Annotated in this window: 25 protein-coding genes; 10 read left to right on the forward strand and 15 right to left on the reverse strand. The window is 70.1% G+C overall.

Annotated elements, in window-relative coordinates; all coding sequences use genetic code 11:
* Nucleotides 1–53 precede the first annotated feature (53 nt).
* From MFF01_RS16205 to croR, 8 genes are all read right to left on the reverse strand, one after another.
* Nucleotides 54–839, reverse strand: a complete 786-nt coding sequence (locus MFF01_RS16205; protein ID WP_238227078.1) for a lysophospholipid acyltransferase family protein — start codon at nt 837–839, stop codon at nt 54–56.
* 49 nt (nt 840–888) lie between these two features.
* Nucleotides 889–2415 (reverse strand): phytoene desaturase family protein, encoded by a 1527-nt coding sequence (locus MFF01_RS16210; RefSeq protein WP_238227031.1) that lies wholly within the window; start codon nt 2413–2415, stop codon nt 889–891.
* A gap of 97 nt (nt 2416–2512) precedes the next feature.
* A complete protein-coding gene (locus MFF01_RS16215) occupies nt 2513–3724 on the reverse strand; it encodes an ABC transporter permease (protein WP_238227033.1) in 1212 nt (403 codons plus the stop codon).
* On the reverse strand, nt 3721–4704 hold the full coding sequence (locus MFF01_RS16220; protein WP_238227034.1) for an ABC transporter ATP-binding protein: 984 nt from the start codon (nt 4702–4704) through the stop codon (nt 3721–3723). Before MFF01_RS16220 ends, MFF01_RS16215 begins: the two co-directional genes overlap by 4 nt.
* A gap of 8 nt (nt 4705–4712) precedes the next feature.
* Nucleotides 4713–5105: a DUF2141 domain-containing protein gene (locus MFF01_RS16225; RefSeq protein ID WP_373319786.1), complete on the reverse strand. Its 393-nt coding sequence runs from the start codon at nt 5103–5105 to the stop codon at nt 4713–4715.
* Between the two features lie 95 nt (nt 5106–5200).
* Complete coding sequence (gene crtI, locus MFF01_RS16230; RefSeq protein WP_238227036.1) at nt 5201–6781, reverse strand: phytoene desaturase family protein; 1581 nt, start codon at nt 6779–6781, stop codon at nt 5201–5203.
* 221 nt (nt 6782–7002) lie between these two features.
* Nucleotides 7003–7749 carry a TrmH family RNA methyltransferase gene (locus MFF01_RS16235; protein ID WP_373319787.1) on the reverse strand — a complete coding sequence of 249 codons (747 nt, stop codon included), beginning with the start codon at nt 7747–7749 and terminating at the stop codon, nt 7003–7005.
* A gap of 64 nt (nt 7750–7813) precedes the next feature.
* On the reverse strand, nt 7814–8293 hold the full coding sequence (gene croR, locus MFF01_RS16240) for a 3-hydroxybutyryl-CoA dehydratase (RefSeq protein ID WP_238227037.1): 480 nt from the start codon (nt 8291–8293) through the stop codon (nt 7814–7816).
* A 207-nt stretch (nt 8294–8500) separates the two neighbouring features.
* Between croR and MFF01_RS16245 the strand changes: the two genes are divergently transcribed.
* The 4 genes from MFF01_RS16245 (at nt 8501) to MFF01_RS16260 (ending at nt 10931) form a co-directional block, all read left to right on the forward strand.
* Entirely contained in the window at nt 8501–9028 is a 528-nt protein-coding gene (locus MFF01_RS16245) for a hypothetical protein (protein WP_238227038.1), read from the forward strand.
* Between the two features lie 156 nt (nt 9029–9184).
* Complete coding sequence (locus MFF01_RS16250) at nt 9185–9787, forward strand: cation efflux transmembrane domain-containing protein (protein ID WP_238227039.1); 603 nt, start codon at nt 9185–9187, stop codon at nt 9785–9787.
* A gap of 19 nt (nt 9788–9806) precedes the next feature.
* The gene (locus MFF01_RS16255) at nt 9807–10652 is read left to right on the forward strand and encodes a metallophosphoesterase family protein (protein WP_238227040.1); all 846 of its coding nucleotides are present in this window, start codon (nt 9807–9809) and stop codon (nt 10650–10652) included.
* A gap of 57 nt (nt 10653–10709) precedes the next feature.
* Nucleotides 10710–10931 carry a hypothetical protein gene (locus MFF01_RS16260; RefSeq protein WP_238227041.1) on the forward strand — a complete coding sequence of 74 codons (222 nt, stop codon included), beginning with the start codon at nt 10710–10712 and terminating at the stop codon, nt 10929–10931.
* Between the two features lie 35 nt (nt 10932–10966).
* Here MFF01_RS16260 and MFF01_RS16265 read toward each other — a convergent pair whose 3' ends face one another.
* Complete coding sequence (locus tag MFF01_RS16265; protein ID WP_238227042.1) at nt 10967–11344, reverse strand: 4a-hydroxytetrahydrobiopterin dehydratase; 378 nt, start codon at nt 11342–11344, stop codon at nt 10967–10969.
* Nucleotides 11345–11573: 229 nt separating this feature from the next.
* Between MFF01_RS16265 and MFF01_RS16270 the strand changes: the two genes are divergently transcribed.
* The 6 genes from MFF01_RS16270 to xoxJ all read left to right on the forward strand — a co-directional run bounded on the left by MFF01_RS16270 (nt 11574) and on the right by xoxJ (nt 18320).
* Nucleotides 11574–12557: an ABC transporter substrate-binding protein gene (locus MFF01_RS16270; protein ID WP_238227043.1), complete on the forward strand. Its 984-nt coding sequence runs from the start codon at nt 11574–11576 to the stop codon at nt 12555–12557.
* A 35-nt stretch (nt 12558–12592) separates the two neighbouring features.
* Nucleotides 12593–13330 carry an ABC transporter permease gene (locus MFF01_RS16275; RefSeq protein ID WP_238227044.1) on the forward strand — a complete coding sequence of 246 codons (738 nt, stop codon included), beginning with the start codon at nt 12593–12595 and terminating at the stop codon, nt 13328–13330.
* Nucleotides 13311–14069: an ABC transporter ATP-binding protein gene (locus MFF01_RS16280; RefSeq protein WP_238227045.1), complete on the forward strand. Its 759-nt coding sequence runs from the start codon at nt 13311–13313 to the stop codon at nt 14067–14069. The genes MFF01_RS16275 and MFF01_RS16280 overlap by 20 nt, the downstream gene beginning before the upstream one ends.
* An 853-nt stretch (nt 14070–14922) precedes the next feature.
* Nucleotides 14923–16725 carry a lanthanide-dependent methanol dehydrogenase XoxF1 gene (gene xoxF1 / locus MFF01_RS16285; protein WP_238227046.1) on the forward strand — a complete coding sequence of 601 codons (1803 nt, stop codon included), beginning with the start codon at nt 14923–14925 and terminating at the stop codon, nt 16723–16725.
* A gap of 135 nt (nt 16726–16860) precedes the next feature.
* On the forward strand, nt 16861–17466 hold the full coding sequence (locus MFF01_RS16290; RefSeq protein WP_290346083.1) for a c-type cytochrome, methanol metabolism-related: 606 nt from the start codon (nt 16861–16863) through the stop codon (nt 17464–17466).
* The gene (xoxJ, locus tag MFF01_RS16295; RefSeq protein WP_238227048.1) at nt 17466–18320 is read left to right on the forward strand and encodes a rare earth element methanol dehydrogenase accessory protein XoxJ; all 855 of its coding nucleotides are present in this window, start codon (nt 17466–17468) and stop codon (nt 18318–18320) included. The genes MFF01_RS16290 and xoxJ overlap by 1 nt, the downstream gene beginning before the upstream one ends.
* A 39-nt stretch (nt 18321–18359) precedes the next feature.
* Here xoxJ and folK read toward each other — a convergent pair whose 3' ends face one another.
* From folK to cheB, 6 genes are all read right to left on the reverse strand, one after another.
* Complete coding sequence (folK, locus tag MFF01_RS16300; RefSeq protein ID WP_238227050.1) at nt 18360–18839, reverse strand: 2-amino-4-hydroxy-6-hydroxymethyldihydropteridine diphosphokinase; 480 nt, start codon at nt 18837–18839, stop codon at nt 18360–18362.
* The gene (gene folB / locus MFF01_RS16305; RefSeq protein WP_238227052.1) at nt 18836–19213 is read right to left on the reverse strand and encodes a dihydroneopterin aldolase; all 378 of its coding nucleotides are present in this window, start codon (nt 19211–19213) and stop codon (nt 18836–18838) included. The genes folK and folB overlap by 4 nt, the downstream gene beginning before the upstream one ends.
* A complete protein-coding gene (gene folP / locus MFF01_RS16310) occupies nt 19210–19983 on the reverse strand; it encodes a dihydropteroate synthase (protein ID WP_238227080.1) in 774 nt (257 codons plus the stop codon). Before folP ends, folB begins: the two co-directional genes overlap by 4 nt.
* A 231-nt stretch (nt 19984–20214) precedes the next feature.
* Nucleotides 20215–22086, reverse strand: a complete 1872-nt coding sequence (locus MFF01_RS16315; RefSeq protein ID WP_238227054.1) for a response regulator — start codon at nt 22084–22086, stop codon at nt 20215–20217.
* A 2-nt stretch (nt 22087–22088) separates the two neighbouring features.
* The gene (locus MFF01_RS16320) at nt 22089–23792 is read right to left on the reverse strand and encodes a response regulator (protein ID WP_238227055.1); all 1704 of its coding nucleotides are present in this window, start codon (nt 23790–23792) and stop codon (nt 22089–22091) included.
* The gene (gene cheB, locus MFF01_RS16325) at nt 23789–24835 is read right to left on the reverse strand and encodes a chemotaxis-specific protein-glutamate methyltransferase CheB (RefSeq protein WP_238227081.1); all 1047 of its coding nucleotides are present in this window, start codon (nt 24833–24835) and stop codon (nt 23789–23791) included. The genes MFF01_RS16320 and cheB overlap by 4 nt, the downstream gene beginning before the upstream one ends.
* Between the last annotated feature and the right edge of the window lie 45 nt (nt 24836–24880).

Raw genomic sequence — 24880 nt, forward strand, 5'->3', positions numbered from 1 at the left:
GAGAACCGCCGACAGGGCGGCGAGCAACACCGAAACAAGCGCGAGGGCGAGGATCACGGCAATCTGTCTTCCTCGGCGATTCGGTCTCGGTTCATGCGATCTTGCCCGGCGCGGTGCGCGGGGTCGAAACGGCGCCCCGTCAGGGTCGCGCGCAGGCGCCGCCCGAGATCGTAGACCCCGCCGACGCCCTTGGCACCGGAGACGAGGGCGGTGAAGCGGGCCGGATCGCGACGGATCACGTCGACGGCAAGGCGGTCGAGGGTCTCCGCGAGGGCCGCCTCCATCCGGGCGAGGCGTTCGGGCCGGGGCAGGGCCAGGAGATCGGCGCCCTGGAGCGGTGTCCCGAAGGCGGCGCAGGCTTCGGCTCCGCGCTCCTCCCAGAAGGCGTAGTCGAGGGCCAGCGGCACGAACAGAGTGTCGGGGGCAAGCTCGGGCAGGCGTGCGACGCCGCCGCGCAAATCGAGCGGCCGGGCCCGCACGTCGGCGAAGCGCCCCTGCGCGGTGATCCACATCATCGCCTTGGGCCGCGCCAGGATGGTGCGCGAGGCCTTGAGGAACTGCGCCGCACCCCGCGCCGAATCGAGATCGACCGGGAAGGCGCCGATGCGGCCGAAGATCGCGTAGCGCTCGAGCATCCTGGCATCGAACGGCGCGTGGCTCGCCCGCTTCGGGAACAGCCGGCCGGCCAGCAGGATCACCACGGCGGCGTCCCACCATGCCGGATGGTTGCAATAGACCACGATGGGGCCGGGATGGTCGGCGAACGCGGGCTCACCCCAGCGCGCGAGGCGCAGGGCGTTCATGTGGCGGCGCAGGAACCGGTCGAAATACCCGACCATGAACCGCCAGACGAGGGGCGAGCGGGCCGGCGCCGACACCGGCGGGTCCCTACGCGCTGGCCCGCACCTCGCCACGGGCATCGGTGTCGTGGGCGTCCGCCGCGATCCAGCCCGACATCATTACCATGGGCATGCCCGGCCCCGGATGGGCGGCGCCGCCGGCGAGATAGAGACCCCGCACCTTGCGCGAGCGGTTTCCGGGCTTGAACGCGCCCATGAACTTGCCGTGGGAGGCCAAGCCATAGATCGCGCCGTTCAGCACCTTGTAGCGCTCATGGATGTCCTGCGGCGTGAGGTGGCGCTCGACGACGATGCGCTCCTCCAGGTCCGGCATCCCGGCCGTGCGCTTGAGCTTGTCGAGGATAACCTGCCGGTAGGCCGGGAACATCGTCCGCCAGTCGTGGTGCGGCCGCAGGTAGGGGGTGTGGACGAGGACGTAGAGGGCTTCGCCGCCTTCGGGCGCCACACTCGCATCGGTGGAGGAGGGGGCCGCGAGGTAGGCCGTCGGGTCGGGGGCCGGCTCGCCCTTGCGGTAGATGTAATCGAACTCCTCCTCCGGATCGCGGGAGAAGACGAAGTCGTGGTGGCTGAGGTGGTCGTAGCGCTTGTTCAAACCGAGATAGAGCACCACGCCCGAGCAGGCCGGCTCGAAATTCTTCTTCTCGTAAGCCCGGCCGACCTCGCCGCCCACGAGTTCGCGGTAGGTCCGCACCGAATCCATGTTGGAGATCACGGCGTCGAACGGGGTGGTGCCGGCGGCGGTGCGCACGCCCTTCACGGCGCCGTTCTCGATGGCGAGGCCCGTGACCTCGTTGCCCGGCCGTAGGGTGGCGCCGAGCTCGCCCGCGAGCTTCGCCAGGGCCTCGGCGACGGCGCGGGTGCCGCCCATGGGGTACCAGACCCCTTCGGCGGTCTGCATGTGGGCGATGGCGCAGAGCACGGCCGGCGCCCCGTAGGGCGAGGACCCGACATACTGCACGAAGTGGTCGAGCATCTGCGCGAGGCGCGCATCCTTGACCTTGGACCGGATGGTGCCGGCCACCGACGAGCCCATCCGCAGGGACAGGACGTCCCGCAGGGTGCCGGGGTTCAGGTTGGCGCGGATGTCGATGGTGTCGAACAGGTCCTCCACGGCCTTCCAGAAGAAGAACTTGTCCGAGACGCCGTGGAGGTGCTCGGAAATCTCGATGAATTTTTTATAGCCTTCTCCCGCGCCCGTGCCCGGGGCGAAGCGATCCATGGACGCGGCCATGGTCGGCACGTCGGCCATGAGGTCGATGCGGGTGTTGTCGTCGAAGAAACAGCGCCATTGCGGATCGAGGCGGCGCAGGTCGAGATAGTCGCGGATGTCGCGCCCGGCCTCCTGGAAGATGCGCTCCAGCACCTTCGGCACGGTGAGGATCGTCGGCCCCATGTCGAACCGGAAGCCGCCCTCGTGCAGCACCGCCGCCTTGCCGCCGAGCCAGTCGTTCTTATCGTAGAGCGTGACCGCGTGGCCGCGCGCGGCACTCACGCAGGCCGCCGCGAGGCCACCCAACCCCGCACCGACGACGGCGACCGAAGACCCAGCCCGCATAGTCACTTTACTCCCGGAGCGAACGACCGCCGCCCTCATACCACGAAGCTAAGCCGCCCGCCCGACGGGTCAACGCGTTACCCCGTCGCGGCAGCGGTCATCCCGCGCGCCGCGAAACCAATCCGACGGCCGCCACGAGGCTCAAAGCCGCCACCGCCGCCATCACGGCCCAGGCCGGCAGGGCGGCGGAGACGCCTTCGCCGAGGGCGGTCTGGTAGCCCTCGATGGCCCAGGCGTTGGGGGTGAACCAGCCCGCCTGCTGCAGCCAGGGCGGCATGAGGAAGCGGGGCACCATGCTGCCGCCGACCGCCGACAGCAGCAGCACGCCGAAGGTTGCGGCGAGGTGGGCCTGCTGGCGGGTGGCAGCGGCGGCGCAGGCGGCGAGCGCCAGGCCCGCCGCCATGGCGGAGACGAGGAGGGTGGTGACGGCCCAGGCGGCCCAGTGGGGCGCGAGGTCGACGCCATGAAGAAGGCAGGCCGCGGCGAAGATGAGCCCCGCCTGAACCGCCCCCTGGAGGACGAGGAACGCGAACTTGCCGAGCACGATGACGGCGAGGCCGCCCGGCGCCGCCGTCAGCCGGTCGGCAAGGCCGCCCTGGCGCTCCTCCACGAGGGAGAGCGCCCCCTGCATGGCGGCGAACAGAAGGAACACCGCCGTGATGGCGCCGGCATAGTAGCCGACCCGGTCGTTTCCCACGCCCGTCGCCGTGCTGCGCAGCTCGACGAGGGACGCGAACGAGAACGGCTCCTTGCGGGCGCGCTGCTCGGCGAAGGCCTCGTTGAGGAAAGCGCGCTCGTCGGCGCCGATCTTACCCGAGCGCTCCACGTCGGCGACGATGCGGCCGAGGACGACATCGGGCAGGGCGGCGTTGAGCACCCGCTGGAATTGGCCCAGCGCCACCGGGGTGGCGAGGGCCCGTGCCGGGTTCTCGACGAGGATCACAGGCGGTTCGGCCCCGGCGTCTCCCGTGGCCCCGGCCGGCGCCGCGTCGAGGTCGCCGCGCAAGACCAGGGCGACGTCGACGTCCCCCCGGCGCACGGCGCTCGCGACGCCGGCGATATCGGTGGCGGGCAGGCGCGTGACGCGCAAGGAGGGATCGGCCTCGAGGGCCGTGACGAGGCGCTGCGTCGTCGCCGTCCGGGCGAGATCCGCCAACCCGAGATGGATGCGGATGCGGTCGCCGAGGGCGCCGGAGAAGATCGCGGCGAAGATCACGAAGATCACGGTTGGCAGCACGAAGGCCATGACGAGGGCGGCCCGGTCGCGCACGAGGCCGAGCAGCATCACCCGGAAGGCGGCGGCGATCATCGGACGTCCGCCCGGTGGCGGGGGCGGGCGGGCTCGGCCGGCTCCAGCAGGCCGAGGGCCTCGCGGTAGACGGCATCGAGGCCGGGTGCGCGGACGCGGATCTCGGCGACGGGCACGCCCTCGCCCCGCAGGGCCGCGAGCTGCGCCGCCGCATCGGGGCGAGGGCCAGCGGCGGCGCGCGCACGCCAGGTCAGGCCGGTATCGATGGGGGCGAAGCCGGCACGGCGCAGGACGGCCTCGGCCGGGGCGTCGGCGAGCCCCGAGAGGGCGACCTCGTGCTCGGGGGCGCCGGCGCGCAGGCGCCCGAGGAGGTCGGGAAGGGCGCCCTCGCGCACGATGCGGCCGTGGCTGAGGAAGGCCGCACGGTCGGCGAGGCGTTCGGCCTCGGCGAAGTCGTGCGTGGCGACGAGGAGCGCCGCCCCCGCCCGGCGCAGGCGTTCGAGCACGGCGTGGATCGCCGCCCGCGCCTGAAGATCGACCCCCTGCGTCGGCTCGTCGAGGAGCACGAGGCGGGGCCGGGCCATGAGGCTCGCGGCGATGTTGACCCGGCGCTGATAGCCGCCCGACAGAAGGCCGACGGGACGGTCGGCGACCTCGGCGATGCCCGTGAGGTCGAGGACCTCCACGACGGCCCCGCGTCGTTCGGAACGGCCGAGGCCGGCGAGGCGCGCGAACACGTCGAGGTTCTCGCTCACGGTGAGGCGGGGATAGAGGGCGATGTCCTGGGGCACCCAGCCGATGGCGCGGCGCGCCCCCGGCGTCGCGTACGGGTCGCATCCGGCGATGCGGACGGTGCCCGCCCCCGGCGCGCGGCGGCCGGCGATCAGGCGCATGAGGGAGGTCTTCCCGGCGCCGTTGGGGCCGAGAAGCGCCAGGGTCTCGCCGGCCCGCAGGTCGAGGTCGACGCCGTCGAGGACGCGGCGCGCGCGGTAGCTCAGGGCGGCCCCCCGGACCACGACCAGGGGTGCGTCAGGCGGCACGGGGGCGGTCAGCGGCGGGGCAGGGCGCGGATCAGGCGCACTCGCAGCGCCAATCCCGGTTCGAGCACAGCGATCCGAGCACGGGCGAAATCCGGCCGGGCCGTGCGCTCGGACGGCCCCGAGAAGCCGTAGGGCTCGGTGGGAAGCCCGAGGCCGGTGCGGTCGAGGCGGCGATTGCCGTTCTCGTCCTGGAAGGCCGCCACCGCGTAGGCGCCGGGCGCGACATCCTCGAACACCACCCGCTGGCTCGTGCCCCGCACGGGGGCATCCTGACCGATCCGGCACTCGGCCTCCGACAGGCCCCCCTGGCACAGGGCGACGTAGAGGGTGGAGGGCAGGGGCTCGATCCCGTCCACGGTCACCTCCACGGTGGCGGCGAGGGCGGGGACGGCCGGGAGCAGGACGAGGGATCCAGCCGCGAGCGTTACGAGGCAGGCCGTGACGCGCAGCGATGCGATCCCCCGGGCCCGGTCGAGGGGCTCGGCACGAAATCCGATCACGCGGCGTCGCCCGAGGCGGCGAGGGGCGCCGTGCCCGGCACCCCGGCGGCTTCGGCCCCGACGCGGCCCGCCGACAGTTCCTCGATGAGGAGGCGGGCCGTGATGCGCGCGCCCTCGTAGATCACCGGCAGGCCCGAGCCCGGATGGGTGCCGCCGCCGACGAGGTAGAGCCCCGGCCCGAAGCGGTTGTGCGGGCGGAAATAGAGCATCTGCATGAGGTCGTGGGCGAGGTTGAAGGTGGCGCCCTCGTGAACGAAGAAGTCGTCCCGCCACTCCGTCGGATCGACGATGCGCTCGTAGCGGATGCGCGCCTCGATGTCGCCGAGGCCCAGCACGCTGAGGCGGTCGAGGATGAGGCGGCGATAGCTCTCCCGTGTGGCGGCCCAGTCGATGCCGGCCTTCAGGTTCGGCACCGGCACGAGGACGTAGAGGCTGGTGTGCCCGGGGGGCGCCATGCCGCCATCGGTGAAGCCCGCGTGCTGGACGTAGAGCGAGGGCTGCATCGGCAGGATGCCGTCGGTGATCTCGCGGATGTTGCGCGCATAATCCCGTGACAACAGGATCGTGTGATGGCCGAGACTCGCCGGAACCGGACCTTCGAGCCCGAGATACAGCATGAAGGTCGAGCAGGAGAGGCGGGCCTTCTCGATCTTGGCGTCGCGCCAGCGCGGGCGGTGCGTTTGAGGAACCAGATCCTTGATGACCTTGGCGAAGTCGCCGTTGATCACCACGGCGTCGGCGGAAATCGTCTCCGTCCCGCACACCACGCCGCAGGCACGCTTGCCCTCGAACAGCACGCGGTCGACGCCCGTGCCGAGGCGCATGTCGACGCCCATGCGGCGCGCCAGCCCCGCCATGGCCTCCGAGACGGCGCCGCAGCCGCCCACGGGATGATACACCCCGTGCTCGTATTCGAGGAACGACAGGATGGTGAACAGGCTCGGGCACCGGAACGGCGACATGCCGAGGTATTTGGTCTGGAACGCGAAGGCGAGACGCACGCGCGGATCGGCGAAGTAGCGCCGCAGGTCCTTGTCGACGCTGCGTCCCGGATGGAGGTGGGGCAGGGCGGCGATCATCGCCGGGGAGGCCATGCTGCGCAGGGTGTGGAAGGCCTGTTCCAAGACCGGCTTGAAGAACTTGAGCTTGACCCGGTTGTCGGAGAAGAACCGGCGCACGTTCTTCGCGTCGTCGGGGGCGATGCGGGCGACCTCGGCCTCCAAGCGCTCCATGTCGTTCGTCGCCTGGATCGCGCCCCCCTCCTCGAACACGAGGTGGTACTGCGGATCGAGGCGTTCGAGCTTGATGTGATCCTCGAGGCGCTCGCCGCAGGATTCGAAGATGTCGGCGAGAATCTGTGGATAGAGGAAGAAGGTCGGCCCGATGTCGAAGCGGTAGCCGCCCGGTGCCTCGATGGTCTTCGTCCGGCCGCCCACCGCCGGGTCCTTCTCCAGCAGCGTGACGTGAACGCCCGCGCGCGCCAGCAGCAGGGCCGTGGCGAGGCCGCCGGGACCAGCGCCGACGATGATGACCCGGCGTCCGGACAGAGTCCGCAAGCCATCCCGTGACTGCAGCAACGCTCACAACTCCCACTCGATCGTCCGAACCGCCAGCCCGTTGGGCCGATCCGGATCTACACCATCTGCCGGCCGACCGGCCCACGCAATCTTGAGCGTAGGGCCCGGCAGGGCAAGAGCCACGGATTGTCGCGTGCACGCCGGGGTTCGCGGGGAGGGCGCTTTCGGAGCATGGCGGTGGGCGGGCAGATCCGCCGCGCCTCATCCGCGACGGCGTCGCCTCACCCCAGCCGCGCCGCCGCGAGGTGGTGCAGGGCCAGGGCCCCGGCGGTGGCGACGTTGAGGGAATCGAACCCGGCCGCCATGGCGATTCGGACGGTGCGGGCACGGGCCATGAGAACCTGCGGCAGGCCGGGTCCCTCCGTGCCGAGGAGGAGGAGGGCGCGCGGCGGGGCCACCATCTCCGACAGGGTCTCGCGGCCGGCGGGGCTGAGCGCCAGGGGCACGAGGGCGTGGGCCTCGGCGAAGGCGAGCAACGCCGCGCCATCGGGCAGGCGCCAGAACGGCACCGTCAGCGCCGCCCCGGCCGAGACCCGGATCGCCTTGCGGTAGAGGGGATCGCAGGTGGCGGCGTCGAGGAGCACGCCATCGGCACCGAAGGCGGCGGCGTTGCGAAACAGGCCGCCGACATTGTCGTGGTTGGTCAGGCCCACGAGACCGACGACGAGGCAGGGCGCGGGCACGGGCGGCGGCACCAGGGGGCCTTGGGGTCCCCGAAGCCCCACGGCCAGCACGCCGCGATGGATGGGGAACCCCGTGACGGCGCTCATCACAGCCTTGTTCGCGACGTAGACGGGCGTGTCCTCGGGCAGCCCGGCCAGAACGCCGTCGAGGCCGGCCGCGCGCTCAGGCGAGATCAGGATCGATTCGAGGGAGAACCGGGACCGGTCCGAGAGCATCACCCGCAGGGTGACCTCGCCCTCGACGATAAAGCGGCCTTCGCGCCCGACGAGATCGCGCTCGCGCATGGCCGTGAAGGGCGAGAGACGCGGATCGGCCGGATCGTCGACGGGGATCGAACGCAACAGACGATCAGGCGCTGGGGGGGCGGCCGCCCATGCGGATGGCGAGGGGGTCGGCCTCGGCTTTCGTCGGCACCTTCACCAGGGCCTCGCCGTCGAGGACGACCTCACCGGCCACCGAGCAGGTGCATTTGAGGCGGGCGCGGCGGCGCTCGGGCACGAGCTCGGCCACTTCAACCGTCACCTGGACGGTGTCGCCGATGCGCACTGGGGCGCGGAAATTCAGGGTCTGGCTGATGTAGACGGCGCCGGGACCGGGCAGGCGGGTGCCGAGCACCGCCGAGATCAGGCCCGCGGTGTAGAGGCCGTGGGCGATGCGGGTGCCGAAGGGCGTGCGCGCGGCGAAGTGCTCGGACAGGTGGATCGGATTGCGGTCGCCGGTGATCTCGGCGAAGCCCACCACGTCGGAGGAGGAGATCTCCTTATTCAGGGTCTCGGACAGGCCGACTTCGAGATCCTCGAAGTAAAGGACGCGCAGCTCGGGCAACATGTCTTAAGACTCCCTCGTCGACGGCGCCCTGGCGACGCCTGCCGCTGGCCTCGCACAGCCGCGCCGCCGAATCCAGCCTCCGCCGCACGGCGCACGCTGTCCGCGCCGCCGCGCCAATGGGGAAAACTCCTGTGGGATTCGGGCATTCGCTAGAATGCAAGCGATCTTTTTGACGGGCCGGTGAAGGTGGGGCCCGACACTGGCTCCATGAGTGATTTCAATCCCTTCGCAGCCCGTCATATCGGCTCCGCCCTCTCCCTGGGCGGGCTCGCCGCCCTCATGACCTCCGGCCCCCTGAGGCCGGAGATCCTCGCCCTCTCCTCCACCTGCCTCGTCGGCTCCCTTGCGGCCTTTGCCGCCCATGCCTGTTTCGGGGGCGCGCGGCGACGGCCCGCCAAGGCGTCCAAGGCCGCCCAACCCGTGCAGACCATGCCCGAGTGGGAGGATGCGGAGTCCTGGGAGCTTCCGCCGTCCCGTGAGGTCCGGAACGGCGTACGCACCCTGGAGGTCCCGCATCGCGTGAACAGCATGCGCCTTCTGACGCCGAACGGCGGTGCGGTCCCATCGTTGCCGCGCACCGCTCCGATCAAGGGGCTGCACTCGGCCATGCTGATGGAGGTCGTGACCGTACGGGGTCCGTCACGCCCAGGCGGCGCCGCGGAACCGAGCCGGAAGGAGCACCGACAGGCCTTGGCGCATCTGAAGGGCCGCCTCCATACGGCCAACGAACGCTGAACGTTCCGGCCGGGACTCCCCGGTCGCCTCGCACCGCCGTCGCCTCGACCCTCGACAGGGCGGCGCACATCGGCGAAGAGGCGGCCGACCCCGGCCGGTCACGAACGGAATCCGGCGCGACGCGGGGCCTTCGTGAGGCACCGCGAGGACTGCACCGTGACCCGAGCCCCCGCCACGCCCGCGCTCCGCCCCGTCGTCGCACGGGTCGCGGGCCTGAATCTCGGCTTCTTCGGCATCGAGATCGCCGTGGCGCTCGCCATCGGCTCCGTCGCCCTCATCGCCGACAGCCTCGATTTCCTCGAGGACGCGGCCATCAACCTCCTCATCTTCGCCGGCATCGGCTGGAGCGTGCGCAACCGGGCGCGCCTCGGCATGGTGCTGGCCGGCATCCTCGTCGTTCCGGGCCTCGCCACGGCCTATGCGGCCTATGAAAAGTTTTCGGACCTGACGCCGCCGGCGCCTCTCCCGCTGACCCTGACGGGCCTCGGGGCGCTCGCCGTCAACCTCACCTGCGCGGCCATGCTGGCGCGTCATCGCGACGGCAGCGGCAGCCTGACCCGGGCGGCCTACCTCTCGGCCCGCAACGACGCCTACGCCAACCTCGCCATCATCGCCGCCGGCCTCGTCACTGCCATGACCCTCTCGCCGTGGCCCGACCTCGTGGCGGCGGCCGGCATCGCGATCCTCAACGCGGATTCGGCCGGCGACATCCTGAAGGCGGCCCGTGCGGAATGGCGTGCGGCGAAGGCGGCGGCCTGACCCCGGGACCCCACTCGCCATGCGCCTGTTCCCCCTTTCGGACCTCCACCTCGAACGCCGCCGCCTCGCGGCGATCCCGGCTCCCACCCGGCCGTTCGACGTCCTCGCCTGCGCCGGCGACCTGTGGGAGGGCCATCCCGAACGCGGGCTCGCGGCCGTGGTCGCCCTGGCCCAAGGCCGGCCCATCGTGCTGGTGCCTGGCAACCACGAGCGCTACGCCCCGACCGGCGACGGCCGCACGGCACCCGAACTCCTCGACGTCCTCGCGGTGGAAGTGGCGCGCCTGAACGCGGCGGGACACGTGATCCACCTGCTCCAGGCAAGCGCGAGCGTGATCCTCGACGGCGTGCGCTTCGTCGGCACCACCCTGTGGACCGACTGGCGCCTCGCCGGGCGCTGGCTCGGCCCCGACACGCCCGATCGCCCGGCCGATCCCATCGCGTATGCGGCCGCCCGCATGACCGACCCCGTCACGGGCTCACGGGAGTTCCGCGGCTCCATCCGCAACGGCGACGGCTCGGTCTGGTCGCCGACCGACGCCATGGCGGCGCATGAAACGGAGCGGGCGGCGCTCATGGCCGCCCTCGCGGTCGCGCATGCCGGCCCGACGGTGTGCCTCACCCACCACCCGGCCGGCACCGCCGCCGCCGACGCGTTCCGGGGGACACCCGGCGTGCCGTGGTGGCTGCCCGCCTTCTACGCAACCACGGTGCTGGACGACCTGCCCGAGGCCGCGCGGCCCGACCTCTGGATTTCGGGGCATTTCCACGCCGGGCACGATCTGCGGATCGGCCGCACCCGCTGGGTCGCCAACCCCGTCGAGGGCCGGACCTTCTCGCCGGACCTCATCGTCGAGATCGGTTGAAACCGGGCGGCGGCTCCGCGCGTACCCGTGGTGCCCCCCGGAAGCCGGAGTCCGCCCGTGAACGCCTTCATCGCCGTCGTCCTCGTCTGCGCCAACGCCGTCCCCATCGAGGCCTGCACCGACGACCGAGCCAGCGAGGTCCGCAAGGTGCGCGTCGCGAACGAGCTCGGCTGCACCAACGGCTGGCAGGAGATCATCGCCCGCACGGACCTGCGCGACGAGGTGGGCAAGTCGAGCTACCTCAAGACAGAATGCCGCCGGGTGAAGCAGCCCGGTTGATCCGGCGACCGCCGAGGCCGGCGCGGGACAGGTCGCTACTTGTCGTACTTGATGTAGGCGAAGCGCGGGTCCGTGGGCGTGCCCTCCAGGGCGCCGCCCTCGGCGCCGGGCTGCCAGCCCACCACCTCCTCGATCTTCCGCGCCAGGGCGAAATCCTTCTCGGTGACGCCCTTGGCCGCGTGGTTGGTGAGGCGCACCTCGACCCAGGCGTAGGAGGCCGTGAGGTCGGGATGGTGCCAAGCGGCCTCGGCGAGGTGCCCGACGGTGTTGATCACCATGAGGGTGCTCTTCCAGCCGGACGTTTTGTAGGTGCGCTTGATCCAGCCATCCTCGAGGCGCCAAGCCGGCAGTTCGCGGGCGAGGCGCTCCACGATGGTGGCGTCGTCGAGGATGGGGTCGCGGGGTTCGGCCATGGCTGCGTCCGGATCGGCGGCCCGGCTCACACGGCCGGACCTGGGGGGTGAACCTGCGCCGGGCGCGGGAGCGGTGCAAGCGGGGCCGCGACGGGCCGATTGGTCTCAGGGGGCCGGCGGCCGCGCCGGTGGACGGCCGAAGCGAGACCTTCTATTGAAATTCTCAAGAGACCGCCGCTCTCCGCACCGGAGAGGCGAGGGGCCCGGAATGCCGCAGGAGGAGACGCCTATGCTGTCACGGCGCGGATTGCTCGCGACGGCGGCATTGCTGCCCCTGGCCGGCCGGCAGGCTCGGGCGAACACTCCGAAAGTCTCGGTCGGCAGCCTGCCCTTCGGCACGGTCTCGTGGGAGGCCGCGGTGATCAAGGCACGCGGCCTCGACACGGCCAATGGCTTCACCCTCGACGTGATCAAGCTCGCGGGCAACGACGCCGCCCGCATCGCCTTCCAGGGCGGACAGGTCGACACCATCGTGGGCGACCTGCTCTGGGCGGCCCGCCTCGGCAATGAGGGCCGCGGCGTGCGGTTCTTCCCCTATTCCACCACGGAGGGGTCCCTCATGGTGCCTGGGGGCAGCGCCATCACCTCCCTGAAGGATCTCAAGGGCAAGCGCCTCGGCGTGGCCGGCGGGCCCCTCGACAAGAACTGGCTCCTCCTGAAGGCCCAGGCCCGCGACACCGCCGGCCTCGACCTCGAGACTCAGGCCACCGTCGCGTTCGGTGCGCCGCCGCTGCTGGCGCTGAAGCTCGAGCAGGGCGAGCTCGATGCCGGGCTCCTGTACTGGACCTATTGCGCCCGCCTGGAGCCGAAGGGCTTCCGGCGCCTCATCGGCTCCGACGACATCATGCGGGCCTTCGGGGCCACGGGCTCCATGGCCCTCATCGGGTACCTGTTCGACGGCGAGACCCTCGTCGCCAAGCCCGAGGCCGTGGCCGGTTTCACCCGCGCCTCGAAGGCTGCCAAGGAGATCCTCGCCAGCGATGCCTCCGCCTGGGACGTGGTCCGCCCCCTGATGGCGGTCGAGGACGAGGCGACCTTCGAGGCCCTGAAGCGCGATTTTCTGGCAGGCATCCCGCGCCGGCCTCTGTCCGTGGAGCGCGCCGACGGCGAGCGCCTCTACGGCGTGCTGGCCAAGCTCGGCGGCGAGCGTCTCGTCGGCTCCGGTCTCACCCTGCCGCCGCGCCTCTACTACGACGGCACGACGAATGGCTGACGCCGCCGGCCGCACCCCGGCGCGGTCTTAAGAGCATGGGGTTCGCGACCCGTCTCGTCTCGGTCCTCGTCCTGCTGGCCGGGTGGCAGGCCGCCGCCACGGCCGCCGGCTCGCGGCTGCTGCCGTCGCCCGGCGCGATCCTCGCGTTCATTGCCAGCGAGTCCGCGTCGGGCGACCTGTGGTGGAACGTCGGCATCACGCTCACGCGGGTGGGCGTCTCCTTCGTGATCGCCATGGTGCTCGGCGTGCTGCTGGGCATCGCCCTCGGGCGCTCGCGCCGCCTCAACCTCGTCCTCGACACGCCGCTCCTCGTCCTCCTCAACACACCGGCCCTCGTCATCACCGTGCTGGCCTACATCTGGGTCGGCCTCAACGAGGGCGCGGCGGTGCTGGCCGTGGTCCTCAACAAGCTGCCCAACGTCGCGGTGATCCTGCGCGAGGGAGCCCGCGGCCTCGATCCGCAGCTCGAGGAGATGGCGCGGACCTACCGCTTCGACCGCCGCACCTGGATCGCCCACGTGCTGGTGCCCCAGCTCCAGCCCTTCGCCGTGGCGGCGGCCCGCTCCGGCCTGTCGCTCGCCTGGAAGATCGTCCTCGTCATCGAGCTGCTCGGCCGCCCCAACGGGGTGGGCTTCGCCATCAACTACTACTTCGTCCAGAGCCTGAACGTGGCGGCCATCGTCGGCTACAGCGTCGTGTTCATGAGCGTGATGATCGCCATCGACATCCTCGTCCTCCAGCGCCTCGAAGCCCATGTCCGTCGCTGGCGATAGCTCCGAGGCGGACCGGACCGCCCTCACCGTCGAGATCCGTGCGAAGGTCTACGGCGCCGGCGGGCCCGAGCCCGTCGAGGCGGTGCGCGATCTCGCCTTCTGCGTCCCCACCCGCGCGATCACCTGCCTCATCGGCCCTTCCGGGGCGGGCAAGACCACGACCCTTCGCATCCTGCTCGGCCTCGACACCGCCTTCGACGGCCACGTCACCCCATCTCCGGACACCGCCGGCATCGCCATGGTGTTTCAGGAGCCGCGTCTTCTCGCCTGGCGCACCGTCGAGCAGAACGTGCGGCTCGCCCTGCCGCGCCCAGAGCGGCAACGCCCCCTCGACACCCTGTTCGAGTCCCTGGGCCTCACTCCGTGGCGGGGCCGCTATCCCGGCGCCCTATCCCTCGGCATGCAGCGTCGCGTCGCCCTGGCGCGGGCCCTGGCGCAGACACCGCGCATCCTTATCCTCGACGAGCCGTTCGTCTCCCTCGACGACGCCTCGGCGGCGGCCCTGCGCGGCCTCGTTGTCGACAGCGTCGCGGATACCGGGGTCGGCGTGCTCATGGTGACCCACAACGTCGCCGAGGCCATCGCCATTGCCGACCGCCTCGTCCTCGTCTCGGCCCGACCAGCGAGCCTCGTCGCCACGGTAGCCCTCGACCGGCCGCGCGACGCGCGGGACCGGGTCTGGGCCGAGACGACCCGGGCCGATCTCGCTTCCCACTATCCCGGAATCATTGCCGTCTAGCGCATCGTCCTTTCCCGAAAGCCGAAGGCCACCTTTCGGGACGATGCCTTAGAGGAGTTTCCGGACGGCGTTCGCCGATTTCCGGCCAGCTCGCGGCTCCGGCCCCGCTACCCATACCGGATTTGCAGTTGGCGCGGATCGCGCCCGGCCCGATGGCACGGCCGCGCATCGCAGGCGCCGGGGACACCGCCTCGACGCGTCCTGCCCTGCGGTACCGGAGCGGGCCTCATCCCGCAAAAAACCCCGGTGGCGAAACCATGCGGCGAGACAACGCATCTTCGCCCGTCACGATCCGACTCGACGATTTTTTCCAGCGTCTGCGCGAGACGGGCCCGCAACGGTTATTTGTATTATCGTGCTGGAATACCAGATAACGTTTCTTAGGACGGCGCACCTATATGATTTGACCGACGAGTCCCGCCTACAGCGCAGAGCGATCTGCCGCAATCCGACCCTCATGCACAAGACACATGCGAAATCGACGTCCTTTCAAAAAGCTTTGGTAACAGAAGTCTTTTTTTTGCGCCGCAACATTGTTTGCGCTGCAGCATCGATATGCGTTCACCAAGACTGCGCTCGCATTCGCGGCAAGCTAGCCTCAGGAAACTCACATAAACTGAGTTGACGCGACGGCGATTTTTCTTAGAGTTCATTCAAGCTTCGGTTTCGAGGGGCGCCGCAAAGGGATAGCGGTCCCCGGTCAGACCGGATGGAAAAGGGTCCTCGGGCCTGGCTCCAACCGATCCCCCGCTACGGAAGCGCAACATATCCCGTCGCAAACAGCAGGTCGCATCGGCATCCGCTCATCGCATGAGACGTGGATGCGGGGTGTCAAGACTTGTCGGAGGAATGCATGAGAGCGGTTCACCTTCTCGCACTCGGCGCCGGCCTGGTGGCGTCTGCCCCGGTCCTCGCCAACGAAGACGTCCTGAAGCGCACGGCCAACCCGGCCGAGCAGGTGCTCCAGACCGTCGACTACGGCAACACCCGCTATTCCAAGCTCGACCAGATCAACGCCAGCAACGTCAAGCAGCTCCAGGTGGCCTGGACGTTCTCGACGGGCGTTCTGCGCGGTCACGAGGGTTCGCCCCTCGTCGTCGGCAACATGATGTACGTCCACACCCCCTTCCCGAACATCGTCTACGCCCTCGACCTCGACAAGGACGGCGTGATCGTCTGGAAGTACGAGCCGAAGCAGGACCCGAGCGTCATCCCGGTCATGTGCTGTGACACGGTCAACCGTGGTCTCGCCTACGCCGACGGCAATATCATCCTCCATCAGGCCGACACCACCGTCGTGTCCCTCGACGCCAAGTCCGGCAAGGTGAACTGGTCCGTCGTCAACGGCGACCCCAAGAAGGGTGAGACCAACACCGCCACCGTCCTGCCCGTGAAGGACAAGATCATCGTCGGTATCTCCGGCGGCGAGTTCGGTGTGCAGTGCCACGTCACCGCCTACGATGCCAAGACCGGCAAGAAGGTCTGGCGCGGCTACTCCGTCGGCACCGACGATCAGCTGATCATGGACCCCGAGAAGACCACGTCGCTGGGCAAGCCCGTCGGCAAGGACTCCTCGATCAAGACCTGGGAAGGCGACCAGTGGAAGACCGGTGGCGGTTGCACCTGGGGCTGGTTCTCCTACGATCCCAAGCTCGACCTGATGTACTACGGCTCGGGCAACCCCTCGACCTGGAACCCCAAGCAGCGTCCGGGCGACAACAAGTGGTCCATGACCATCTGGGCTCGTAACCCCGATACCGGCATGACCAAGTGGGTCTACCAGATGACCCCGCACGACGAGTGGGACTACGACGGCATCAACGAGATGATCCTCACGGATCAGAAGGTTGACGGCAAGGATCGTCCGCTCCTCACCCACTTCGACCGTAACGGTTTCGGCTACACCCTCGATCGCGCCACTGGCGAGCTCCTGGTCGCCGAGAAGTTCGATCCGGTGGTGAACTGGGCCTCCAAGGTCGACATGGACAAGGGCTCCAAGAACTACGGTCGCCCGCTGGTCCAGGCCAAGTACTCCACCGAGCAGAACGGTGAGGATACCAACTCCAAGGGTATCTGCCCCGCGGCCCTCGGCACCAAGGACCAGCAGCCTGCTGCGTTCTCGCCGAAGACCAACCTGTTCTACGTGCCCACCAACCACGTCTGCATGGACTACGAGCCGTTCCGGGTGTCCTACACCCCCGGTCAGCCCTACGTCGGTGCGACCCTGGCCATGTACCCGGCCCCCAACAGCCACGGTGGCATGGGTAACTTCATCGCCTGGGACGGCGTGAAGGGTCAGATCAAGTGGTCCAACCCCGAGCAGTTCTCGGTGTGGTCCGGCGCCCTCGCCACCGCTGGTGACGTGGTGTTCTACGGCACCCTGGAAGGCTACCTGAAGGCTGTCGACTCCAAGACGGGTAAGGAACTCTACAAGTTCAAGACCCCGTCGGGCATCATCGGCAACGTGATGACCTACAGCCACAAGGGCAAGCAGTACGTCGGCATCCTGTCGGGTGTTGGTGGCTGGGCCGGCATCGGCCTCGCGGCCGGCCTGACCGACCCGAACGCCGGTCTCGGCGCGGTGGGTGGCTACGCCGCCCTGTCGAACTACACCAACCTCGGTGGTCAGCTGACCGTCTTCTCGCTGCCGAACTAATCGGTCGCAGGTAGTTTGAAAGAATAGGGTGCCGGCGCGGATTTCCGCGCCGGCACCTTTCTGGTTAGGATTAGACAAATTATACGTGAGCTGCGCGGCCCGAAGGCCGACGTTGCGTTCCCGGGAGAAACGTCGTTGTATACTATCAACAGAGCCGTCATTCGTCCGTTCGTGGCCGCCCTCGCACTCGTGTCCGTCTCGACCTTCGTGGTCCATGCCGAAGATGCGAAGAAGGCAGATCCGGCGCTCGCCAATCAGCTCGACCCCAACGCGCTCGACAAGGATCAGAAGCTGATCGACAACTTCGCGGCCGTGAAAGTGGAAGACGGCAAATATTTCGACAAGGAAGGCCATCCGACCTTCCACATCACCAATGATGGCAAGAAGTTCGACTGGTATGCCTATTCGGGTTACCGCCGCTACCATGCCGAGTGCCACGTCTGCCACGGTCCCGACGCCATGGGCTCGACCTATGCACCGGCCCTGAAGGATTCGCTCAAGACCATCAACTACGAGGAGTTCATCGGCATCCTCGCCGGCGGCAAGCGCGACTCCCAAGCCGGCCAGGAGCGGGTCATGCCCGCCTTCGGCGATAACAAGAACGTCATGTGCTATGCCGACGACCTCTACGTCTACCTGAAGGCCCGCGCCTCCGGCGCGATGCCGCGCATCCGGCCGACGGACAAAGAAGAGAAGCCTGAGGCTGCCCGGACGGCCGAGAAGGAGTGCCTGGGCGGCTGATGATCCGCTTCAGAGCCCGAACCGGCCTCGCCCTCGCGCTCCTGCTCACCACGGCAGGGGCGCGATCCGCGTTGGCACAATCGCTGCCCGATCTCGTCACGACGGACACGCTCCGCGTCTGCGGCGATCCGGGCAACATGCCGTTCTCCGAGCGCAAGGAGGACGGGTTCGAGAACAGGATCGCGGCGATCATCGCCGAGGAGCTGAAGGTCAAGGTCCGGTACTACTGGCTGACGCAGGGGCCGGGATTCGTACGCAACACCCTCGGAACCGGTTTGTGCGACGTCATCATGGGGTCGGCGTCCGGCGGCGAACTCGTGCAGCACACCAACCCGTACTATCGCTCGGCCTACACCCTGGTCACGCGCAAGGGCGAGCTCGACGGGGTGACGCGACTCGACGATCCCCGCCTCAAGGGCAAAGCCATCGGCGTCATCGGCGGCACGCCGCCGGTGAACCGGATGGGTGAACTCGGTCTCGTTAGCACGATGAAGGCTTACGCGCCCTACCAGCTCGATCCGGCGCGCAAGCACCAGACCATCGCGGCCGAGGTCATCGCGGACTTGGCCGAGAAGCGCATCGACGCGGCGATCCTGTGGGGGCCGGCCGCCGGCTGGCTGGCGAAACAGAGCGGCGTTCCCATGGTGGTGGTGCCGCTCCTCGAAGAGCCCGACCGGCCGCCGCTCACCTTCCGCATCGCCCTCGGGGTGCGGATGGAGGAGAACGACTGGAAGCGGACCCTCAACACGATCCTGCGCAAGCGCCGCACCGACATCGAGACGGTACTGCGGGACTTCGACGTGCCGCTCCTCGAAGAGGAAGGCAACAAACTCCTCGAACCCACAAAGCCCTGATCTTGCAAACAGCCGGGACGCCCACGCGCCCCGGCTTTTTCATGCCGGGTTCCGCTCGATCCCGGTGGTGTCGAGCTTGGCCAAGGCCTGTGCAACCGTCTCGGGACCGATCACCAGGTGGGGGGCGATTTCGGCCAGGGGCACGAGAACGAAGGCCCGCTCGCGCACGAAGCGGTGCGGCAGGACGAGGCGCTCGTCGGCGATGGTGGCGCCCGCATAGGAGAGGACGTCGATGTCGATGACGCGCGGCCCCCAGCGGCGCTCGCGCACACGGCCCATGGCGGTCTCGATGGCGAGGCCCGCCTCGAGGAGGGCGTGCGGCGACAGCGTAGTCTCGACGCCCAGCGCTGCGTTGAGGAACCAGTCCTGGTCGGTGTCGCCCCAGGGCGGCGTACGGTAGTCGGCCGAGCGCGCGGTGACGCGGATGCCCGGTGTCACGGCAAGGCGCGCCACCGCCTCGGCAAGGGTGGCGGCCTTGTCGCCGATGTTGCTGCCGAGGCCGAGATACGCCGCCTTCACGAAGCGCCCCCGGCCCGGTGCCGGGTGATTTCGATGGCGACGCCCTCGATGACGGCCGGCACCGGCGCGCTCGGCTTGTCCACCCGCACGCTCAGGGACTCGACGAGGGGGTGATGCGCGAGGATCTCGGCGGCGATGGCCTCCGCCAGAGCCTCGATGAGGGCGAAGCGCCGCTGCGTCGCGACGCGGGTGACGATCTCGGTGAGGTCGGCGTAGCTTACGGTGCGGTCGACGGCGTCGCTGCGGCCCGCGGGGGCGAGGTCGAGGCGGCAGTCGAGAGAGATGTAGAAGCGCTGGCCGAGGCGCGCCTCCTCGTCGAGGAGGCCGTGATAGGCGAAGACCGCGATGCGCTGGACGAGGATGCGGTCGCTCATCGAACCGGCCTCATCACCGCATCCACCACCCGCAGGGCGTCGACATGGGGGGCGACGTCGTGGACGCGCACGATTCCCGCGCCGAGGGTAGCGGCGAGCACGTGGCTCGCCACGGAGCCGAACAGCCGGTCCACGGGCTTCGTCTCGGTGTCGTGCAGCCGTCCGAGGAGGGATTTGCGCGAGACGCCGACGAGGACGGGAAAGCCCAGCGCCACGATCTCGGGCAGGCGCCGCAGGGCTTCGAGGTGCTGCGCCCAACTCTTGCCGAAGCCGATGCCCGGATCGAGGACGATATCGGCGTCGCGGATGCCGGCGTTGCGGGCGATGGCGAGGGAGCGCTCGAAGAAGCGCAGCATGTCGGCGACGATGTCGATCTCCGGGTCGACGGTCTCGCGGTTGTGCATCACCATCACGGGCGCGCCATGATCGGCGGCGACGCGGGCAATGTCGGGCTCGCGCTGGAGGCCCCAGACGTCGTTGACGATGCGGGCGCCGGCCGCCAGGGCGACGCGAGCCGTCGACGCCTTGTAGGTGTCGATGGAGATCGGCACGGCCAGGCGCCCGGCCAGATCGCGGATTACCGGCAGGATCCGGGCCTGTTCCTCCTCGGCCGAAACGGGCGTGTGGCCCGGCCGGGTCGATTCCCCGCCGATGTCGATGAGGGCCGCGCCCTCGGCGACGAGCGTCTCGGCTTGCGCGCGCGCGGGCTCCGGATCGGAGAAACGCCCCCCGTCCGAGAACGAGTCGGGCGTGACGTTGAGGATGCCCATGACGAGCACGCGCTGACCCAGATCGGGCAGCAGGGTCTGCAACTGGGAGGGAGGAGGCGGCACGGGGGCTCTGTCGGCTGTCGTGAGGATGGAAGTGCTTTGGCCCGATTACGCCCGGGGGGCAACGCCCCCGAGGCTATGCGAACGTCCGTCGACTCGTTCGGAACGGCGGCGTTCGGCGTCGCTCGGGCCTCGTGATCCGGCGGCCGTCTCGGGCAAGCGAACGCCGGATCAGGCGGCGGGGCGCAGAAGGCGGGAAACTTCGGCCGCCAGGTCTCCGGATTCGAATGGCTTGCGCAGCACCGGCAGATCGGCGGGAATCGGGATCGCCTCGGCGTGGCCCGTGAGGATGAGCACGGGCACGTCGGCCCAGCGGGCCCGCACGATCTCGGCGAGTTCGACGCCGGTCATGCCCGGCATGGCGAGATCCGCCACCACGAGGTCGAAGCGGGACTGCTCCATCAGAATCACGGCGGAAGCTCCGTCCGCCGCCTCGCTCTCGGCGTAGCCGAAGGTGTTCAGGAACGAGGCCGTCACGTGCCGCACCTCGGCGTCGTCGTCGACCACGAGGATGCGGGCGGCCTGGGTCGCCACGGGGATGGTGGCTTCGTCCGCGATCTCGTCCGCCACTGCGGCCTCGGCCCGGGGTAGGAGCAGCTCGACCTGGGTACCGCCGCCGACCTCGCTGGTGATGCGCAGGCGTCCGGACGATTGCTGGGCGAGGCCGAACACCATGGCGAGGCCGAGCCCCGTGCCCTGGCCCAGGGCCTTGGTGGTGAAGAACGGCTCGCACACCCGCTGCAGGATCGCCGGAGGGATGCCCGTGCCGGTATCCGCCACCGCGATGGCGACGTAGTCGCCGTCGGGCAGGTCGGGATCGTCGACGAGTGCCGCGATCCGGGTCGAGATGACGATGCCGCCCCCCTCCGGCATGGCGTCCCGGCTGTTGATGCACAGGTTGAGGATCGCCAGTTCGAGCTGATCGGGATCGACGCAGGCGGCGGGTTCGGAGGGATCGAGCAGCGTCGTCAGACTCACGAGGCCGCCGAGGCTTCCACTCAGCAGCTCACCCATGCCGGCGATGAGGCCGTTGAGGTCGACGGCCCGGGGCCTGAGGTCGCGCGAGCGGCTGAAGCCGAGGAGGCGCTTCGTCAGGGTCGCGCCGCGCTGGGCCGCCTGCGTCGCGTTGGTGACGAGGCGCAGCACGCGCGGCTGGTCGGCGATCTTCGGGGTGGCGAGCTCGAGGCTGCCGAGGATCGCCGTGAGCAGGTTGTTGAAGTCGTGGGCGATGCCGCCCGCGAGGGTGCCCAGGGCCTGCATCTTGTCCGATTGGCGCAGGCGCGCCTCGAGGCTCTTCTGCTCCGTCACGTCGCGCTCGATGGTGGCGAGATGCGCAACAGCGCCGGACGCCGCCCGGATCGGCACGCGGACCACCTGGCTCCAGCGCTCCAAACCCGGCTCGCCCGTGGCCACGAGGGTGTCGGTGGGCTGCGCCGAGTCGATGGCGGCCATGTCGGCCGCCGCCGACTCGGTCCCCGGATCGGATCCGGCCTCGGCCCGCAGGGCGTCCTCCGTCCGCCCGAGGCACTCGGCCACGTTTCGCCCCAGGGCCTCGGCCTTGCGGGCGTTGAGGCGCACGAACCGGCCGTCCGCATCCTTGAACGCGATGGCATCCGCGGAGTGGTCGAGAAGGCCCATGAGCAGGGCGCGCTCGGTGGCGAGTTCTCGACCGAGGCGGTGGCGTTCGTAAGCCTGACGCACGGCGCCGCGCAGGAGGTCGGCATCCCAGGGCTTGGTGGCGTAGCCGGTGATACCGCCTCGATTGAGGGCGGCGATGACGGCACTCATATCGGCGTAGCCCGTGAGCAGGATCGCCTGGGCGTCGTGCAGGCCGCGCGCCTGGGCCAGCATGGCGTCGCCGGTCATGCCGGGCATGCGCTGGTCGGAGACGATGACGGCGATGTCGGGCTCGGCGGCCAGGATGTCGAGGGCCTCGGCCGGCTTCGAGGTCGTGAGGACCCGGTACTCGTCCTCGAACAGATCCTCGAGGGCGATGAGGATGTCGGGCTCGTCGTCGACGGCCAGGATCGTGCCTTTGGACATGCTCACCGCGCCTGCCGGGGAATGCCGATGATGAAACAGGCTCCGCCGCCCGGAGCGCCCTCGACCGTGAGGGAGCCGCTATGCGCCTGTACGACCGAGTAGGCAATCGCGAGGCCGAGGCCGGTTCCGGCGCCCACGGGCTTCGTGGTGAAGAACGGCTCGAAGATCTTCTCCCGCAGAGCTTCGGGAATGCCGGGTCCGCTGTCCGAGATGCGGATCTCGTCGGCCTCGTCGGTGCTCGCCGTGAGGATCGTGATGGTGCCGGTCTCCGGCATGGCGTCGGCGGCGTTGCCGAGGATGTTCATCACCACCTGGTTCAGGAGCGCCGGGGTACAGTGGATCTCGGGGCGGCCCGCGAAGGTACAGCGGACGGCGATCCGGTCGCCGAGCTTGTGCTGGATCAGGGCGAGCACCGTCTCGATGGCCTCCGGGACATTGACGAGGGTGCGCTCGCCCTCGTCGAGGCGCGAGAACTTGCGCAGGTTCAGGACGAGGTCCTGGATGCGGGTGAGCCCCATCCGCATGGCGCCGACGCGGTCGCCGCACTTCCTGAGGCGGCGCTCGGCGTCGGCGTCGCCCGGCGCCGCGATCACCTCGCCCAGCAGGCGCTCGACGGTGCCCTGGTGGGCCAGGATGAAGGCGAGTGGATTGTTGATCTCGTGGGCGATGCCGGCGACGAGTTCGCCGAGCGAGGCCATCTTGGCGGCCTGGACGAGCTTGGCCTGGGCATCCGTGAGCTTGCGGTTGGCGGTGGCGAGATCCGCGTTGGCCCGCTCCAGCGCGCCGGCGAGGGCGGCGCGAGCCTCGGCCGCCTCGGCCTCGGCCCGCGCCCGCTCCAGGGCGCGCTCGCGCGCCCCGAATTCGCCGGCGATGCGCCGGTTGTCCTCTTCCAGGAGCTTGCGCCGCACGAGGCTGCGCACCCGCATCACCAGCACGTCGCCGTCGACCTTCGACACCACGTCGTCGGCGCCCGCCGCGAAGGCGGCCACGAGGAAATCCTTGGCCGGGCTGCTGCCGGCGATCCCGACCACGTGGAAGGTCGGCGTTCCGGCCTCGCGGGCGGCGAGGTCGGCGGCCCGGCGGGCATCGATGGCACGGCAGAGTTCGAGCCCGTCATAGGCCGGGCCGAGGAGATCGACGGTGACGCAGTCGAAGGCCGCCCCGTCCGCGTCGAGGGCGGCGAGGGCCGCCTCGGTGCCCTCGGCGGTGCTAACGAGGTGGCCTTCATGTGCCAGCAGACCGGCCAGGAAGGTGCGGTAGGTGGCGCTGCCGTCGATGACGAGGACGCGCCCGCGCCGGAAGCCCGAGGCGCCGGGCGCCTCGGAGCCGCCGCCCTGGCGCTCGCGCAGGAGGGCGCGGATGCGCAGGACGAGGATGTCGCGGTCGGCGGATTTCGCCACATAGGCGTCGGCGCCGCTCTCCAGCCCCTGGCGCTCGCCGTCGCGCGCGCCCGTCAGCATGAGAAGGGGCAGGGCGCGGGTGCGCAGGGACAGACGCAGCTGGCGGGCGAACTCGTCGCCGTTCATGCCGGGCAGGTGATGGTCGGCGACCACGAGGTCGGGCAGGCGGGTGTTGAGATGGTCGAGGGCTGCTTCCGCCGTGGCGCAGCGTTCGACCGCGAAGCCCTGGGCTTCGAGCAGCAGGCGCAGTTCGAGGGCCTGGGTCTCGGAATCCTCGACGAGGAGGAGGCGCGCGCCCGCACTCACCGCGTCGGCCCCCCGGCGACGAGCCGGGCGAGGTGGGCCGCCACCCGGTCGAGGGGCAGCACGTGGCCGGCGGCGCCCATCCGGATGGCGGCGGCCGGCATGCCGAAGACCACGGCGGTGCTCTCGTCCTCGGCCACGGTGGTGGCCCCGGCGCGGCGCATGTCGAGGAGCCCGGTGGCCCCGTCCTCGCCCATGCCGGTGAGAAGCACGCCGACGCCGCGCGGACCGGCATGGCGGGCGAGGGAGCGGAACAGGGCGGTGGCGGCGGGGCGCTGGCCGCCGACGGGGTCGGCGTCGGTGATGCGCAGGCCTCCGCCCGGCGCCAGTTCGAGGTGGCGGTCGCCCGGGGCGACGTAGACCCGCCCCGCCTCCGGCCGCTCCCCGTCACGCGCCACGGCGACGCCGAGACCGACGACGCCATTAAGCCAGGCCGCGAAGCCTTCCATGAAGGCCGGGCCCATGTGCTGCACCACGAGGACCGGCAGGGGAAAATCCTGCGGCAAGGCCCCGATGACGCGGGCGAGGGCTGGGGGACCGCCCGTGGAGGCGGCGATGGCGACCACGCTCGCCGCCGCCGAGATGGGCACGGGGGCGGGCGCGCTGAAGTCGCTCACTCGTCCGGCCCATTCCGAGCCGATGGGCCGGCGGCGGATGACCGGGACGGCGGCCATGATGCGCAGCTGCGTGCAGATTTCCGTTGCCACGGCCTCGTAGCCCGCGTGGGTGGTGGCGACGGGTTTCTCCACCACCGAGAGGGCGCCGGCCCTGAGGGCGTTCATGGAGATGCGCAGGGACGAATCCTCGACGGCATCGGCCACCACCACGATGGGCGTCGGGGTCTCGGCCATGATCCGCCGCGTGGTCTCGAGGCCGTCGATGCCCGGCAGGCGGATATCCATGGAGATCACATCCGGCCGGGTGGCCGCGATGGTGGCCAGCGCCTCCTCGCCCGAGGCGACGGCGGCGACGATCTCGAGGCGGGCATCGCGTCCGACGATGTGGATGAGGAGCTGACGGACGACGAGGGAATCCTCGACGAGCATCACCCGCACCCGCGGAATAGGGGCGGTTGGATTCTGGGCGGTCGG

The organism is Methylobacterium adhaesivum (assembly GCF_022179065.1).
GTDB lineage: Bacteria > Pseudomonadota > Alphaproteobacteria > Rhizobiales > Beijerinckiaceae > Methylobacterium > Methylobacterium adhaesivum.